The sequence below is a fragment of the Bacillus sp. C1 genome, assembly GCF_054570475.1.
On record NZ_JBTMZT010000002.1, the window covers coordinates 691,861 to 706,029 of the forward strand.

The following is a 14,169-nucleotide window of genomic DNA, read 5'->3' on the forward strand; positions in this document are numbered from 1 at the left end:
ACTGTTATTATAAATTCCAGAAGGAGGGTTATTATGGATAAATTAAAAATTTTCAGGCAGAATAAGGGTCTTTCCCAAGTGAAATTTGCACAAAAAATAGGTGTATCTCAATCAATGTATGAAAAGGTGGAACGAGGATACATGAAACCTTCACGTAACTTCATGGGTAAATTAAAAAAAACTTATCCAGAGGCAAACATTGATAGTATTTTTTTTGGTTTTTGAGTCATAAAAAATGCTGTTAATCACTTTAAGTGCTCATAGGAGGCTATACTGATGGAAACGGTAACTTTAACTGCTAAAGAAGCAGCTAAATATTTAGGAGTATCTTTGGATTTAGTTTATAAGGAAAGTATTTATGGATCATTGCCATGTGTTCGTATTGGCAGGAGGAAGTTATTTAGGAAAGAAACACTCGATCGTTGGATGACAAAGAAGGAGTTGCAGTGCTTAGTAGGTGGACAAACTATAAACCTATGAAAGGGAGAATGAAAAATGACAGATCAATTAATAGTAGCAAATGAACAGCCGACTCTATCGAGTTTGGAAGTTGCAGAAATGATAGGTAAACGGCATGATAATTTAATGGCAGATATTAAAACATACATTGGCTATCTAAGTGAAGATAACCCCCTGAAAATTCAGGTGGTTGAATATTTTAGCAAAAGTACCTATTTAGACAAGAAGAAAGAAGAACGTCCATGTTATCGAATCACTAAAAAAGGCTGTGAACTAATTGCTCACAAACTGACAGGGAAGAAAGGGGTATTGTTCTCAGCGTCTTATATAGATAGATTTCATATTATGGAAGAGAAACTAACGAATAACGGATTTAAAGTACCTGGCACATTTGCAGAAGCTCTACGATTAGCTGCAGACTTGTCAGAGAAAAATGAGAAGTTAGCAATTGAAAATCGAGTGTTAAAGCCTAAAGGTGAATACTTTGATGAACTCGTAGAACGAAATTTATTAACAAATTTTCGAGATACAGCTAAGGAATTTAAGATGGGACAGAATGGATTTATTAATTGGCTCTTGGAGCATGGATATGTATATCGAGATACAAAAGGAAAGTTAAAGCCTTATGCGCAATATGTGCCAGGGTTATTTGAAATTAAAGAGTGGAAAAAAGGTAAGCAATCTGGAACACAAACTCTTATTTCTCCAAGAGGAAGAGAGACGTTCCGATTAATGCTACAACAACGAAAGGCGGTTTAAATATGGAGAAAAAAAGTATGTTAACAGAACGGGAACATAAAGTCTTATCACTTATTGGTTATGGAAAGGAAAATGCTCGAACCGTTAAGGATATTATTGCAGTGATTGGAGGGACTGATGAGGAAATCAGGGCCAGTGTAAGAAGGCTAATAGAAAAACATGGCTATCTAATAGGTTCAAGTAATCATATTGGAAGAAGTGGATATTATCATCCAGCGACAAATGAAGAGAAAGAGGAGGCTGTAAGTAAGTTAGAAAAAAGGGCAGCTGAAATATTAAAGCGTGCTAATACTATGCGTAAATTACCTTTAGTTAATAAAGATACAACGTTTTAAGAAGTTAGGAAATGGTAGGGATAAAAAATCCATATGAAAGGGCCAACTTTCATACGGAACATAAAAAATATATAAACTAACCTAATTTTATCATAAGAAAGTACGAGAAGAAAATAGAAAATGCGAATTGAAAATACGGAATATTACATCAATTAAAGTGGTTAACTTAATAATGGAGTTTAACCACTCTTTTTTGAAGATATTAGCATAGGTGTTCCTTACGGGGAATTAAATTTAGCTGTAATAAGTTAAAAAAAGAGGGATTCTTAATGATAAGTATCGAGCAACTCAAAGAAAATATCTCGATTGTTGAAGCTTTAGAGCAATACACTCATGTAAAAGTAACCAATCCTAATCGTAGAAGTATCAGTGTAAGGTGTCCGTTTCATTCTGATGGCAGCCCATCAATGGCAATCTATCCAAATACAAATACATTTAAATGCTTTACGGGATGTAATGAGGGACGTGTAGGTGATGTGATAGACGTTGTTCGTTTAGCACATAGTGTTGATGTCAAAGAAGCGATTATTACTCTTGCAAAAGATTTTGGGTTACAGAATCCAACGGCAGAAGAGAATCAGAAGTTGTACCAAAAAAGAAAGTGGAAGAAGGAAAATACATTAGCTGCTGCAGCATTAAATATTAAGGTGATTGAACAAATCAATAATTTAAATGATCTTGCTAAGGCTATTCGGACACAAATGAAGGCTATAAAAACGATGGAAGAGTTAGAACAATTAGGGGAAATGTATCACCTTTTACCGCAAATAGAGTATTGGTTAGATTGTTTAGTAGATGAAAGCGAGTATGTGAGAATAACAACTTTAGAAGAAGTAAACCGCTTATTTAAGGGATTAGAGGGAAGTGAATCATAAATGAATTTAAAAGCAATTGAAGTAGTGAGAAAGAGCCTTGGTGCTGAAAAGATAAATAGTATTTTAGGAACCAATCTTGCAGAGATAACATCGGATGAGATTACGTCAGCAAACTCACAACAAAATAATGACCCAACAAGAGTGTGGGGAGAGATTATTCCCTTTGATGAATATGAAGTACCTCTATTTCCAATTGAAGTGTTTCCAACATGGCTAAGGGACTATATAGAAGGTGTGGCAGAGCAGACACAAACACCTATTGATATGGCTTGTATGATGGTGCTATCCGTTTTATCAGTTGCTTTGGCTAAAAAGTTTAGTATCGAACCAAGTAAAGGTTGGTATGAATCGTTAAATACATATTTGATTACATTCATGCCACCAAGTAATCGAAAGTCGAGTGTGTTTAAGGCATTCACGTTTCCGATGCTGGAACATGAAAATGAAGAGAATACCAAAAGACGAATTGCAATAGAACAAAGTAGACATGAAAAGGATGTATTAGAGCGGCTTATAGAGGATTTAAAGAAAGACTTGGTTAAAGCTAAACAAAAACAATCGGAAGAAGATGCAGCTGCCATACAGGGTGAATTAAATGCCAAGATTGAAGAAATGGAAAAGGCAGAGTTTGTTCATCCTATACGTTACTTTACGGACGATGTTACACCAGAACAGCTTATAACACTTATGCTAAATAACGCTGGCCGTATGGCAGTGTTATCAGCAGAAGGCGGATTCTTTGATTTAATCAAGGGCAGATATTCAAGTAATACCAACATAGATGTATATCTGAAAGGATTTAGTCAAGATCAGATAACGGTAGATCGCAGAGGAAGAACGGAAAAGGTAGACGATCCACATTTAACAGTGGGGCTGTTTGCACAATTAGATGTTATTAAGCGTTTACCGGAGTATTTCTATAATCGTGGTTTAATGGCACGCTTTTTATATGCAGTCCCTAAAAGTTTTATAGGGTATCGAAAAATAGAAACAGCAGAGATAAGAGAAGAGGTACAACTACTCTATAGCAAGCAGATTAAGAGATTATTAAATTTACAGCATGAAAATGTTGTTTTGGTATTAAGTGATGAGGCGCAAACGCTTTTTAATAAGTATCGCATTCATATGGAAACTCTCATGAGAGAGGGGAATGAGTTGTCTTATGGCCACTTTCAATCCTGGGCAGGTAAGTTAGTTGGACAAGTAGCGAGAATCATTGCACTTATTCATATAGCACATCATGCACATTGTGAAAGGATTCCGACTGAAATCAGTAAAGAGACTGTTCGCAGTACATTACACGCTTCTAAATACTTTATAGATCATATGATGGCCACATTCGGTTTGTTAAGTGAAGGCAATACGGATGATGATGCTAAGTTTGTGCTCAAACATATTTTGAAGAATGATTGTGAGCAAATCCCTTATAGAGATATTCAACAAGCCACAAAGAAGAGAGTTAAATCGGATAGGTTGAAAGTTATTTTAAATGAGTTAGAAGAACGAAACTACATTCAAAAAATTAAAGAGGCTAAAAAAGAAACAATAGTTGTTAGCCCATATTTAGGAAGAGAAAAAAGTATACTGTCTTAGAAATATTCCCCCAGTTCCCCCGAAAGGTCATGAACCTTAGAGCAGCAAGGGATTACGGTGGGGAATAGTAAAATCCCGCTTTTCCCCAGTTCCCCACTTAGCAAGAAAAAGGGGATTAAACTGGGGAAACGGGAACAAGTGGGATTTGGGATGGGAACACTCCAACCCTTACAGCCACAAGGGATACAGCTTATTGGGGTAATTGGGGGAACTTTTTGTGTAAATAGAAATAAAGGAGACGATAAACATGCCAACTGCTCCTGCATCGAATCAAGATGAAACAAAGAAAAGAGATGAAAAAGCAAAGGCAGCAGGTTACATGGTAGCACTGAGCGGAACACTCTACACATTAACTCTAAGTAAGACAAGCTGCGTGTATATCGATTATATAAACGGTTTCTGGACAGCTTGGAGGGAATCGCACTGGAATACTGATAAACAACCTTCCAGTGTAAAGATAATCGCTAAGGCAGCTACATTTGACTATGTATTAATGAAAACAAAAGGCTACTTAGATTTTATAAAAAGGAAGAAATAAAACGTTAAAAGTTTTTTGATATTAAAGGAGGGAATTTGATGATTATTGATACAAAAATAAAAATGTTGAAATCTTTAGCTACTGATTTAACTGACAAGAGAGTAGAGAATCCATATAACTTATTAATTAAGTTAGGTCGTATATTAGATGGATTTCCTACAGAATTTGTAAAAATCAATCCAGAGTTGGGGTTAATGGTCATAAACAAAGTTGACGAGTTGATGTTATTTAAACGCATAGAGGAGTTTTTTACATTATTTCCGCCCATAAAGAACTATGTGGAGGATGGGACTTGGACATATAAAAATACCTTAGAGCATGTTGTAAATAATCATGGAGAGTTCTTTGGAAAAGATGTATTTAAAGAATTTCTAATGAATAGATGCTATGAGAATAAATTTGTTTTCAATGTAGGATTAGCTTTTATAATAGCTATTTCTACGATCAGAAGAAGAGAAACAGGAATAGATATGTTCACGGAGTTTTTTACTTATCACTCTAATAATTAGGCATGCAGCTATTTCTAAAACAGTATTTGAGAATTAATTAAATTAGTATACAGCTTGAGCAGGAGCATAATCTTTTACAGCTGTAGAATAACGGAGGGAATAGGAATGACAAACGTAGTATCTTTAAGTAAAGTGGTTGATGTAATTAATGAGAAAGAACTATCTATTAAAGATGAACTTACATATGCTACAACAATGTATGAAGCAGGTATGCAAGATATATTAACTCAGGTTGCAGAGCAGATTTTTAACAGAGAAAAATTCGACGAGTCTAAGTCTACATTAGAATACGAAAGTACATTAAAAGAGATCATGAACAGTACTAAATCAAATGTTAATGAACTTGATGATGCGATAAATTATTATTGTGCTTTATCTTCACATGATTACTTTATTCATGGATTTATACAAGGATATTTGTATTTAAAGAGATATATTGAACATAATAATTAAAAGTAATAAAAAAGACGCGGATAGTTCGCGTCTTTTTTGATGATTAAATTAATTTTAACTACTATGTAGTGTATTTAAAACAGTAGTGTAAGAATGATACTGGTAACGCTACTTACGATAACAGTGTATTTGTGGCCTTTTTCATTTATAAGAAAACGTGTCATTATATCTATTCTAACAATATAAACTGTATTTAAAATGTAAGTAACTAAAAAACGGACGCAAAAAAAGACCCAATTCTAACAATACATATTGTATTTAAAACTGATAACAAATTTTTAACGTTTTGCGTCAAACCCGTATTCTAACAACACATATTGTATTTAAAACCCCTATTCTTTTTCATAAATAATCCTTGATATATCAGTACTTTTACATCATTAATTTTTACCCGTTTGCAATAAACCTTTAGTACTGCTTTAGATTCAATTGTAAAAAACATTAAACCTATGGTATAGCTACTTTTACAACATGTATCGGAAATCTTAGGTTTGATGCAGTTTTTATTTTAAAACAATATGTATTGTCCTTGTGCGGTAACGCAACACACAAGCTTAACACCTTGATGAGTGATTACTTGATATATCCTCACCCTAAGGACGGAGAATCGCCCCAGCGCCATTGAAAATCAATGGTATTACTGACTCAGAGTCACGCTATTTCATTATTCCTTTTATAATATTCACTTTCTTCTTTCCTTGTAATGTAATTTTTACTCTTTGCAATATTACGAGCGGCATTAAAATCGGCATTTTCTTCAAAACCACAGGATTTACAAAGAAAATTAGCTTGTTTTTCTCTTTGTCCACCTTCATAGTGATCACATTTACTACATGTTTGTGAAGTGTTAAATGGATCAACATATTTAATTAAGATTCCTTCTCTTTTTGCTTTGTATTCAATGAATTGTTGTAATTGATAATACGACCAATTACGTAATAGTGATTTTTTTTGCGTTTCTTTTAAAGTTAACAATTCTAAATTAATCTGTTCAACACCGTATTGAATAGCTAAACTAATAATTTTTTTACTAATAAAGTGATTATAGGTTGTGACATATCTTTTTTCTTTTCCTTTAAATTGATCTAACGCTTTTAATTTCTTTTTCCTCCCTTTTCCACCTTTAGAGGATTGGAGGGCGCGTTCTAAACTCCGCTTTTGAGATTGTATGCTGGTACGGACTTTTAGAAAGTCTTCAATTTTACCGAGGGCTTTTCGGATATAAGGAGCATCATTTACTGCAAAGTAAGCAGGTATTTTAAGTCCTAAATCAATTCCTGCAATACGTCCTGGAACTTTCCTGTTTTCATCCTTATCTGGCATGTTTAATGTTAGGTTCATAATTAGTTTATTTTGTTGATTAAAATTCATTGAACTATCACATATTTTATAGTTTCCAGCAAGTACGCATTCTAATGTTTTGTAAAGTTCAGTTTTATTTTGATTTTTAACTCCCAGAATACATTTAAAGACAATCCCTTTTATCCACTTTATAAAGAACTCATTACCTTCTTTATATAAGACGGTGTTTCTACCTCTTATATAGAGAGGATTATTTTTTTTATAGGTTCTTAATGAGCAATTACCAGATAAAACTTCAGCTATATCGTTTTTGAAATCCTGATTTGCAATCATTGTGAGTCGGTCCTTCGTATCTGAATGTAAGTTGAATTGAGAGGAAATGATATCACGTAGATGTGTTTGTTCAACCTGTCCAATTATATTCTTATATTCTTGGAATGAATCTTTACTTCGACTTTTACGTAAATGACTTACCTTTTCTTTTGCTTTCTCGTAAGCATTTTTTGCTTTGATTAAACGTTCTTTTAAAGTTTGTTTCTTTTCAAAATCTTCTTCTATGCACTGTTTTCGCTCAAGTTCTTTTAGTGTATTAAATGATTTTTCTTGTGAATTTATAGTGTCTTTTAATTTTTGTTGATACGCTTCATCAGCTAATAAAATCTTTTGTCTGGCAATAGAATTAAAGTACAAATGGTTCAGAGCAACGTTTAGGGCTTTATTTTGCTCTCTCATTTCTTTACGAATAAAGTTATAGGCTTCTGTTGCATTATCCGAAACTATAGAAAGCCTAATTTTACGAGATGTAATCAAGTTTTATCCTCCTTTCTTGATAAAGTCTTTTCCAATAGGGAGGTTTGGTAAACGTTATATCTTTAAAAATTTATAGATCAATCGGAATTATAATTTTTTTGTTTTTTCTTATTTAAAGAAAAGAAGCAGTTAAGTGAAAAAAAGAACATATATTTATTAATCTTGAAGTCTAAATGTATTTTCAACTAAAAAATACTATATAAAAGAGCTGCACATTAGTACAATAATATATATAAAGGTTTAGCTGAAATGATGATTCACATTGTTAGGAGGAAAAAAATGAAACTTAATAATTTATATAATTTTAAAAATGCAGTTAAGCATTTTCTTGATATTGATATACTTAAATTACCAACAGATATATCCTCATTTGATATTAGTAAACTGATCTGGGTGGAACCTTTTAATTTTAGAGTTAAAAAACAAGAAGATACGTATCGCACCCTTAAAATGCCGAATATTTTAAACTTTGTAGTTGCTTATGAACATTTTAAGGATTTATCAAATTTTGATACCATTCAAAATTTAGATCCTTTACATAAACGCTTATCTGCAAATATTGATACTGGAGATTTTGTATCAGGAGAATACGATAGACAATTAGAAGATGATTTTAACAGATTATGCGTATATGACCAGCTGCTTAAAATGGATATAAAGGAATACTACGGAAGGATATATACCCATTTAATAGACTTTGAGGAACATGAAGAACGATTCCTATCCAATATGAATCAAGGAAAAACAAATGGATTAATAATGGGGAATTACTTGTCATTATATTTCGCAGAAAGTAACTTGAAGAATATCAGTAATGACATTGAAGAAGAAATTAGAAATTCGAGGATTGACTGCGAGTTCTCCTATTTCTCTGATGATTTTTACTTTTTCTGTAATAAGAATGATACTGATGAAGTAATAAAGATTTTTGATAAAGTGTTGGAAAAATATGAATTAGAAAGAAATGATAACAAAAAAGAAGTTTGGACATATGAATCTTTCAATAATTACAACTTAGTTGCAAGGTACTGGAAAAAATTAATTGCCCATTGTAATGTAAGATTCGACAAAGAAAGAGAGGATAACAAGCTATATTTTATTAACCAACTTGTTTTTAGAGTGTCAAAATTGGAGGATGATAAACTTAAGAAAGTCTTTATAAATAATTTTTTTAAGACGAAATATTTTAGAGAGCTAGACCTTGAGCAATATCAAGTTAAGGATTATGATTACCACCAACTATGTTTTCTTCTTAATTTATCTCCCGAGACTATGTTGTATACGGTGGATAAATTTAATGCTATGAGCAATTTTGATAAGAATAAATTTCTTAAATTTTTCCAAGTTAGATATAGAGAAGCACTTAAAACATCATTTAATGAAGAGCAATTATATTTTTATTACGCAATAAAAATATTTGGTTTTACAGATGTATTGATAGAAAATAGAAGTAGAGTAATCGAAACAAACAATCAAATATTAATTTCATATTACCTAAAAGATGGGTACTTCGAAAAAGAGGAAATTGATAAGTTAAAAGAAAAGGTTGATGAACAATACTGGTTTCAAAATTATCATCTAATATTGTATTCTGATGATTTACAAGTTGATTTAGAAAGCAGTATTGTTAAATATTTAATTCCTAAAAGGGCAAAAAAGGAGAAACAAAAAAATTCTTATATGAATTTTTACAAGGAAAATATATTATCAGAGCTTCCTATAATCAGAGACATTCCTGATGTTCTTGATGAAATTGAAGATTACTTAGCATTGAGAATAGAGGAAAGTGAGGAGAACTTTGAAGATTAATATACGGATATATAAAATTAATTTGTTGGTTGTGAAATATGATTATTAAAATAATTAAACTTTTTTATAAAACAGAAAGTTCATTCAGAAATAGAAAAGAATCCATTTTGATCAATCTTTATTTCAAACAAATATTTACTATACTTTTCACCTGTATTTTCACTCAATGGACCTGTTGTTTATTGGACAAATTGGACACCTAAGAAGAAATTGTTCAAATTTAATACAACTCATAGATTAGAAAAAGGTACCACAAGAAAATACACCTTCACGAGTGTCTAAGTTTAATACACTCTATTATGTAAAATATAGCTAAGGAAGGAATAAAACAATATGTATGAACGTAATGAACCATGTCCTTGTGGAAGTGGACGGAAATATAAGAAATGCTGTATCGATAAAATTCAAAAGCCTGTAGATATTTGGAAACAAAGAGCACTTCAATTATCATCAGAAATTCCTAATAACGAGAGATTGGTGGAAACATATTTCGCTGTTTTTAATCATGCTATGAGAAAGCAATGGATTGGAGCTTGTCATGCACTTTCAAGTATTTTATATATTTTACTTAAAGAGCAAGGATTTAAGCCGAATTTAGAAATTGGATTTACTAATTCTTCAAAAATACCTTTTCCATTTTGTCATTCGTGGATTACTTTAGATGGATTTCCTTATGATGTAGGACTATATCGTTCTCATTCGCCATTTCAACATGATGTTAATCCGTATATTGAAATATCGACTCCTATTTTTAAAGGAATTGACTTAGAAGATGGAGCGGTAACTAATATTTCTTTTGGGGTTCCATCCAATCGAGAATCTATTGATAATAATTTCAAACAATTAACAAAAATGAATTTAGGGGAATACATGAAGAATTGGCCTAATCACAAAAATGGGCTTTGGGGAGAAACGATAGAAATTGCAGAAAGAATTGGGCTTACTTTAAAGATCGATGAACTAAAAGCTAAGTATTATGAAGATAGATTCCAAAGATGTGTTATGTCTTCGTGAAATTTCCAGTGCAAAATAATGAATTAAGGATGGTGCGTTATGATTACTGAAAAAGAACAAGAATTTTGTAATTGTGAAAAAAATAGTAGTATTTTCTCTGAACCAGGGGAATGGGGTTATTGGGATTATTGTAGCGACTGTAATAAGAGAATTGAAGATTCTTATCGTAGTTACGATGAGCCAGCAGCAGAAGATCTTTACTAAAGGTGAAAATAAATTATAATAGTCATCTTATAGAGGGGTAGTGTAAAGTTACTCTTTTTCTCTTTAAAATCTGTGACAAATCTTATGTATGGATAGCTGTTTACTTTGTATTGACATTATCACTTGTAATGGTTACTTTTCTATAAAAGAAAATTAGAGGTGATTGATATATGTTAAATAAAAAGACAAAGACTCGTTGCAAAGAATGTGGACATGTAGCCGAAGTTAAAAAATTATCAGCTGCTAAATTTGGGGTTTATTGTAAAAATATTCAGTGTGCAAAAAAATACATCAAGGAAGAGCAGTGGTGGCAGAATATTAATAATCAGATTCAATTACCATTGTAAGATAAAAGATTAATGGAGTACTTTTATAGAGTACTCCTGCGTTACTCCATTAGAATAAGCTTGTTTTATGGAACGTTTTAAAAGTAACGTTACCATTACTAAAAGGAGCGTTCTCTTCGCAAAACAAATTTGAATGCCTAAAATGTTACTTTAACCTATATAATGCACCTTTTTATATGTAGTACTCATTGTAGTGCTGCACCCTTTTTGCGTAGTATTACATAGAATTTTACAAAACAAACGAACTCAATATATGTATGTTGACTGTTACTATTGATAAGAAATGATAAGGATTTTATGGTAATGTTGTACAAAATAAAAATCACTTAATTTAATGTCTTTAATTTCTTGATATTAAAGGGAATTGAAGTGAGATTATTGGAATGTAAAGCAAAATCAATTCATTAAAATGTGAAACATTTTAATAGTAATATTACCGTTCACAAAAGAAATGTTACCATTCGCTCCTTTTGCAAAACAAACTCAAAATATAAGTATGTTGCTTTTCAGACATATAAGGCATGGATTGCGTGCAACATTTCAATGTAGTACTGCACCCTTTTTATGTAGTACTACATTGAGTTTTACAAAATAAACGAACTGAACTTCGATTCCACTCTAACCAGTAGTTATAGTGGAGAGATGCGATTGTTAATATATAAATCATCTTTGGGATAATGGTTTAAAAGCATTATCCCAAAGTGGTAGTAACCAATCAGCTTCATTGAGTAACTACACAGAGGAAGAACAGAAGCTGCTTAAAAAATTCTATCGAGTATTAGCAAGAGAATTTCATCCAGATATAAATAAGGATAGTGGAAAGGCTATGGTACTTGTGAATAAATTAAAAAATCAATGGGACTTATAGCATAAAAAGTAGAATACGAGAATTGATTTTTGTGTTATATATTTCCATGGTATAATATTGAAAATCGTTTTAAGGAGATGTTGAAATGTCATTGTTGGATTTTTTAATACAAGAATACCAAAAAGCTGGTTTAAGAAATCGATCCGCCTGTATAAAATATTCTTTTAAAGTTTCAAATACGACAATCAATGCATACTTTGATTGTTATGATAAAGATATTCCGGCGCTATCTTTAATTCTTATTTTTAAACCTGATTATTATTTGAAAAGTTTTAACCCTAATCTGGATGGTGGTGTATTTAACGAAAGGTATTTAGAAAATGTCCCTAAAGGAATCTTAGAAGATATTTTAGTAGACGATCAATTGAGTGTATTTTATGAAGAAGTGGGAAAAGCTATTCGTGAGACCCCTTATGTTATGTGTAATTATGAAAAAGATGGATATTTTAAAAATACTCGAAAATATCAAAAGGAAGATGAGGATACTATAAAATCTTTCTTTTATCACTTGAGAAAAGTTCCAATGAGTGATGAACGTTTGGAGGATTTGCATGCTCATTTAAATATTTCTAAAGAGAGATTAAGAGGAATGCAAAAATTAGGATTTAATGTAGTTACTACTAATGATCCAGTAAAAAGAAAATTATTTGTTGATGAGTGGGAAAGAATAAACGAAAAATGATATTTAGGTTTGAAGGGTAGAATGTTAAACAAAAGCGTTAATGGAAAATACATTTTTTGTAGATAATTATATTCGGCTTATTATAGTGCTTTCAAGAAACCTAACAAAACTTGACATTTTGTTTATAAAGGAATTAATGATAGTTTAAACATATTCAATGTTAAGATGGATACTGAAGGCTTAAAAGAATCAGTTTGTTATAGCAAACTCTAAATGAAAGAGTTTTATCTTGAGTATTTTAGAGTGCAAAAATAATATTTAGTAGGAGAGAAGAAATGGAAAGAATTGATCAACAGTTATATTGTTATAGTTGTAAAAAGAAAACAAACCACATGCATGTACAGAACAACGAAGGGAAGAAATTAGAGTATATTAAGTTAGCCACGCCAGAAGAATCTCAGGATTTTCAATATAGGGATAGTTATTCTATAGTGCAGTGTTTGGGGTGTGATGAAGTATCCTTTTTGAGGGCATATTGTGATGAAGATATGTTGAAAATAGGATACGATGGTAATTGGGAGAGTTATGAGGAGTATACGGTATATCCTGAGGAACCTAAAGAAGAAACAAAAGGTTTATATTTAGAGTATAAAAGTATCTATGAATTCAATAATATCCCTGATTTTATTTTTGATTTACGTGAAGAAGTAATAGAGGCATATCGTAAAGAAATGTTTTTACTTTGTAGTATGGGAATTAGAATGCTGTTGGAAGGGATATGTAAAGAGAAGGGAATTGTACAAATACAAAAAATTAAAAATAAAGAACTGCAGTTCGATAAAAGTGGTAATCCTGAAATGAGAAATCTTTCTCTTCATGAAAAAATTGAAGAGTTACATAAACAACAATATATTATAGAATCGCATAAAGGTGTTTTACACCAAGTTAGAGGTATGGGAAACTATGCAGCACACGAAATGATTACCTATAGTCCAGAGACTATCGCACAGGCTTTAAAAATTATTGAGCACATGCTTTATAGCATTTATGAGATACCGCATACTAAGATTGAAAAGTGAGATAACAATAGTTTGTCTTTTTAAGATACACTTTAATTAACTTGTATATTTTGTTTGTATTGTACTCTAATAATTAAATACAGAGTGCATTTAAGGGGTTCTCATAAATAAGAGTCCCTCTTTTTATTGCAAAATTACTAAGAAATCCTAAGTTTTAGGTTTGTGAGATGCATAATTCTTAATATTATTGTATAGATTTGTTAATGTTTTTAGTGATTGAGTGATAAACATGCACTCTATAAATTAAAAGTGATAGGAGAGGGGAAAGGTGAATTTACAGCAAGCAAAAGATTTAGTTGAAAAGTGGAGTCATTTTATTGAATTGGTTTCAAACTATGAGGTGACGTCTTTAGAGACAGAGGCAATATATGAGTATGCTTTAGATAACAATATTGCAAACGTAGCTGTTAAATTGAACGAAAAAGGCCATAGAATCCAAGGTGTTAGAGGACCGAGAAAGTTGAATAGTAATGATGTGACAGAGATATTACAAGGTGAAATTATAGATGAGTTACATGGCATTATAAAAAATATACTTCAAAAAAATCAGCGAAAAATGAGAGGACGTAGGTGAAATTTTATTGAAGCGCTGA

General features: G+C 31.5%; 17 protein-coding genes. 16 read left to right on the forward strand and 1 reads right to left on the reverse strand.

Annotated elements, in window-relative coordinates; all coding sequences use genetic code 11:
* Positions 1 to 33: 33 nt before the first annotated feature.
* The 9 genes from ACX5JI_RS10000 (at position 34) to ACX5JI_RS10040 (ending at position 5,521) form a co-directional block, all read left to right on the forward strand.
* A complete protein-coding gene (locus ACX5JI_RS10000; RefSeq protein ID WP_255301780.1) occupies positions 34 to 225 on the forward strand; it encodes a helix-turn-helix domain-containing protein in 192 nt (63 codons plus the stop codon).
* Between the two features lie 51 nt (positions 226 to 276).
* On the forward strand, positions 277 to 480 hold the full coding sequence (locus tag ACX5JI_RS10005) for an excisionase family DNA-binding protein (RefSeq protein WP_098290804.1): 204 nt from the start codon (positions 277 to 279) through the stop codon (positions 478 to 480).
* A 15-nt stretch (positions 481 to 495) separates the two neighbouring features.
* On the forward strand, positions 496 to 1,218 hold the full coding sequence (locus ACX5JI_RS10010; protein ID WP_255301779.1) for a Rha family transcriptional regulator: 723 nt from the start codon (positions 496 to 498) through the stop codon (positions 1,216 to 1,218).
* Positions 1,219 to 1,220: 2 nt separating this feature from the next.
* Positions 1,221 to 1,553: a hypothetical protein gene (locus tag ACX5JI_RS10015; protein ID WP_375369877.1), complete on the forward strand. Its 333-nt coding sequence runs from the start codon at positions 1,221 to 1,223 to the stop codon at positions 1,551 to 1,553.
* Between the two features lie 269 nt (positions 1,554 to 1,822).
* Positions 1,823 to 2,428 carry a CHC2 zinc finger domain-containing protein gene (locus tag ACX5JI_RS10020; RefSeq protein ID WP_098290805.1) on the forward strand — a complete coding sequence of 202 codons (606 nt, stop codon included), beginning with the start codon at positions 1,823 to 1,825 and terminating at the stop codon, positions 2,426 to 2,428.
* On the forward strand, positions 2,429 to 4,021 hold the full coding sequence (locus ACX5JI_RS10025) for a YfjI family protein (protein WP_459500894.1): 1,593 nt from the start codon (positions 2,429 to 2,431) through the stop codon (positions 4,019 to 4,021). It abuts the gene before it with no gap.
* A 247-nt stretch (positions 4,022 to 4,268) separates the two neighbouring features.
* Complete coding sequence (locus tag ACX5JI_RS10030; protein WP_098290808.1) at positions 4,269 to 4,559, forward strand: hypothetical protein; 291 nt, start codon at positions 4,269 to 4,271, stop codon at positions 4,557 to 4,559.
* A 38-nt stretch (positions 4,560 to 4,597) separates the two neighbouring features.
* Positions 4,598 to 5,068, forward strand: a complete 471-nt coding sequence (locus tag ACX5JI_RS10035) for a hypothetical protein (RefSeq protein ID WP_459500895.1) — start codon at positions 4,598 to 4,600, stop codon at positions 5,066 to 5,068.
* Positions 5,069 to 5,173: 105 nt separating this feature from the next.
* Complete coding sequence (locus tag ACX5JI_RS10040) at positions 5,174 to 5,521, forward strand: hypothetical protein (RefSeq protein WP_098290811.1); 348 nt, start codon at positions 5,174 to 5,176, stop codon at positions 5,519 to 5,521.
* A 651-nt stretch (positions 5,522 to 6,172) separates the two neighbouring features.
* Here ACX5JI_RS10040 and ACX5JI_RS10045 read toward each other — a convergent pair.
* A complete protein-coding gene (locus ACX5JI_RS10045; RefSeq protein WP_459500896.1) occupies positions 6,173 to 7,633 on the reverse strand; it encodes an RNA-guided endonuclease TnpB family protein in 1,461 nt (486 codons plus the stop codon).
* 279 nt (positions 7,634 to 7,912) lie between these two features.
* On the opposite strand from ACX5JI_RS10045, the gene ACX5JI_RS10050 reads away from it, so the two are divergent.
* From ACX5JI_RS10050 to ACX5JI_RS10080, 7 genes are all read left to right on the forward strand, one after another.
* Positions 7,913 to 9,442: an RNA-dependent RNA polymerase family protein gene (locus tag ACX5JI_RS10050; protein WP_098290815.1), complete on the forward strand. Its 1,530-nt coding sequence runs from the start codon at positions 7,913 to 7,915 to the stop codon at positions 9,440 to 9,442.
* Between the two features lie 333 nt (positions 9,443 to 9,775).
* Positions 9,776 to 10,456, forward strand: coding sequence for a YecA family protein (locus ACX5JI_RS10055; protein WP_098290817.1), 681 nt, complete (start codon positions 9,776 to 9,778; stop codon positions 10,454 to 10,456).
* A 39-nt stretch (positions 10,457 to 10,495) separates the two neighbouring features.
* Complete coding sequence (locus ACX5JI_RS10060) at positions 10,496 to 10,660, forward strand: hypothetical protein (RefSeq protein ID WP_179879507.1); 165 nt, start codon at positions 10,496 to 10,498, stop codon at positions 10,658 to 10,660.
* Positions 10,661 to 10,830: 170 nt separating this feature from the next.
* Positions 10,831 to 11,007, forward strand: coding sequence for a hypothetical protein (locus tag ACX5JI_RS10065; RefSeq protein ID WP_179879508.1), 177 nt, complete (start codon positions 10,831 to 10,833; stop codon positions 11,005 to 11,007).
* Positions 11,008 to 11,960: 953 nt separating this feature from the next.
* Positions 11,961 to 12,557: a hypothetical protein gene (locus ACX5JI_RS10070; protein WP_098290819.1), complete on the forward strand. Its 597-nt coding sequence runs from the start codon at positions 11,961 to 11,963 to the stop codon at positions 12,555 to 12,557.
* Between the two features lie 275 nt (positions 12,558 to 12,832).
* Positions 12,833 to 13,576: a DUF4145 domain-containing protein gene (locus ACX5JI_RS10075; protein ID WP_459500897.1), complete on the forward strand. Its 744-nt coding sequence runs from the start codon at positions 12,833 to 12,835 to the stop codon at positions 13,574 to 13,576.
* A 268-nt stretch (positions 13,577 to 13,844) separates the two neighbouring features.
* On the forward strand, positions 13,845 to 14,150 hold the full coding sequence (locus ACX5JI_RS10080) for a hypothetical protein (RefSeq protein ID WP_098290823.1): 306 nt from the start codon (positions 13,845 to 13,847) through the stop codon (positions 14,148 to 14,150).
* Positions 14,151 to 14,169 lie beyond the last annotated feature (19 nt).

Excerpts from the sequence above, each read along its gene's own strand:
- ACX5JI_RS10005 (WP_098290804.1), top strand. The coding sequence starts at position 277 with ATGGAAACGGTAACTTTAACTGCTAAAGAAGCAGCTAAATATTTAGGA.
- ACX5JI_RS10050 (WP_098290815.1), top strand. The coding sequence starts at position 7,913 with ATGAAACTTAATAATTTATATAATTTTAAAAATGCAGTTAAGCATTTT.
- ACX5JI_RS10020 (WP_098290805.1), top strand. The coding sequence starts at position 1,823 with ATGATAAGTATCGAGCAACTCAAAGAAAATATCTCGATTGTTGAAGCT.
- ACX5JI_RS10015 (WP_375369877.1), top strand. The coding sequence starts at position 1,221 with ATGGAGAAAAAAAGTATGTTAACAGAACGGGAACATAAAGTCTTATCA.
- ACX5JI_RS10075 (WP_459500897.1), top strand. The coding sequence starts at position 12,833 with ATGGAAAGAATTGATCAACAGTTATATTGTTATAGTTGTAAAAAGAAA.
- ACX5JI_RS10000 (WP_255301780.1), top strand. The coding sequence starts at position 34 with ATGGATAAATTAAAAATTTTCAGGCAGAATAAGGGTCTTTCCCAAGTG.
- ACX5JI_RS10055 (WP_098290817.1), top strand. The coding sequence starts at position 9,776 with ATGTATGAACGTAATGAACCATGTCCTTGTGGAAGTGGACGGAAATAT.
- ACX5JI_RS10025 (WP_459500894.1), top strand. The coding sequence starts at position 2,429 with ATGAATTTAAAAGCAATTGAAGTAGTGAGAAAGAGCCTTGGTGCTGAA.
- ACX5JI_RS10040 (WP_098290811.1), top strand. The coding sequence starts at position 5,174 with ATGACAAACGTAGTATCTTTAAGTAAAGTGGTTGATGTAATTAATGAG.
- ACX5JI_RS10030 (WP_098290808.1), top strand. The coding sequence starts at position 4,269 with ATGCCAACTGCTCCTGCATCGAATCAAGATGAAACAAAGAAAAGAGAT.
- ACX5JI_RS10035 (WP_459500895.1), top strand. The coding sequence starts at position 4,598 with ATGATTATTGATACAAAAATAAAAATGTTGAAATCTTTAGCTACTGAT.
- ACX5JI_RS10065 (WP_179879508.1), top strand. The coding sequence starts at position 10,831 with ATGTTAAATAAAAAGACAAAGACTCGTTGCAAAGAATGTGGACATGTA.
- ACX5JI_RS10060 (WP_179879507.1), top strand. The coding sequence starts at position 10,496 with ATGATTACTGAAAAAGAACAAGAATTTTGTAATTGTGAAAAAAATAGT.
- ACX5JI_RS10010 (WP_255301779.1), top strand. The coding sequence starts at position 496 with ATGACAGATCAATTAATAGTAGCAAATGAACAGCCGACTCTATCGAGT.
- ACX5JI_RS10070 (WP_098290819.1), top strand. The coding sequence starts at position 11,961 with ATGTCATTGTTGGATTTTTTAATACAAGAATACCAAAAAGCTGGTTTA.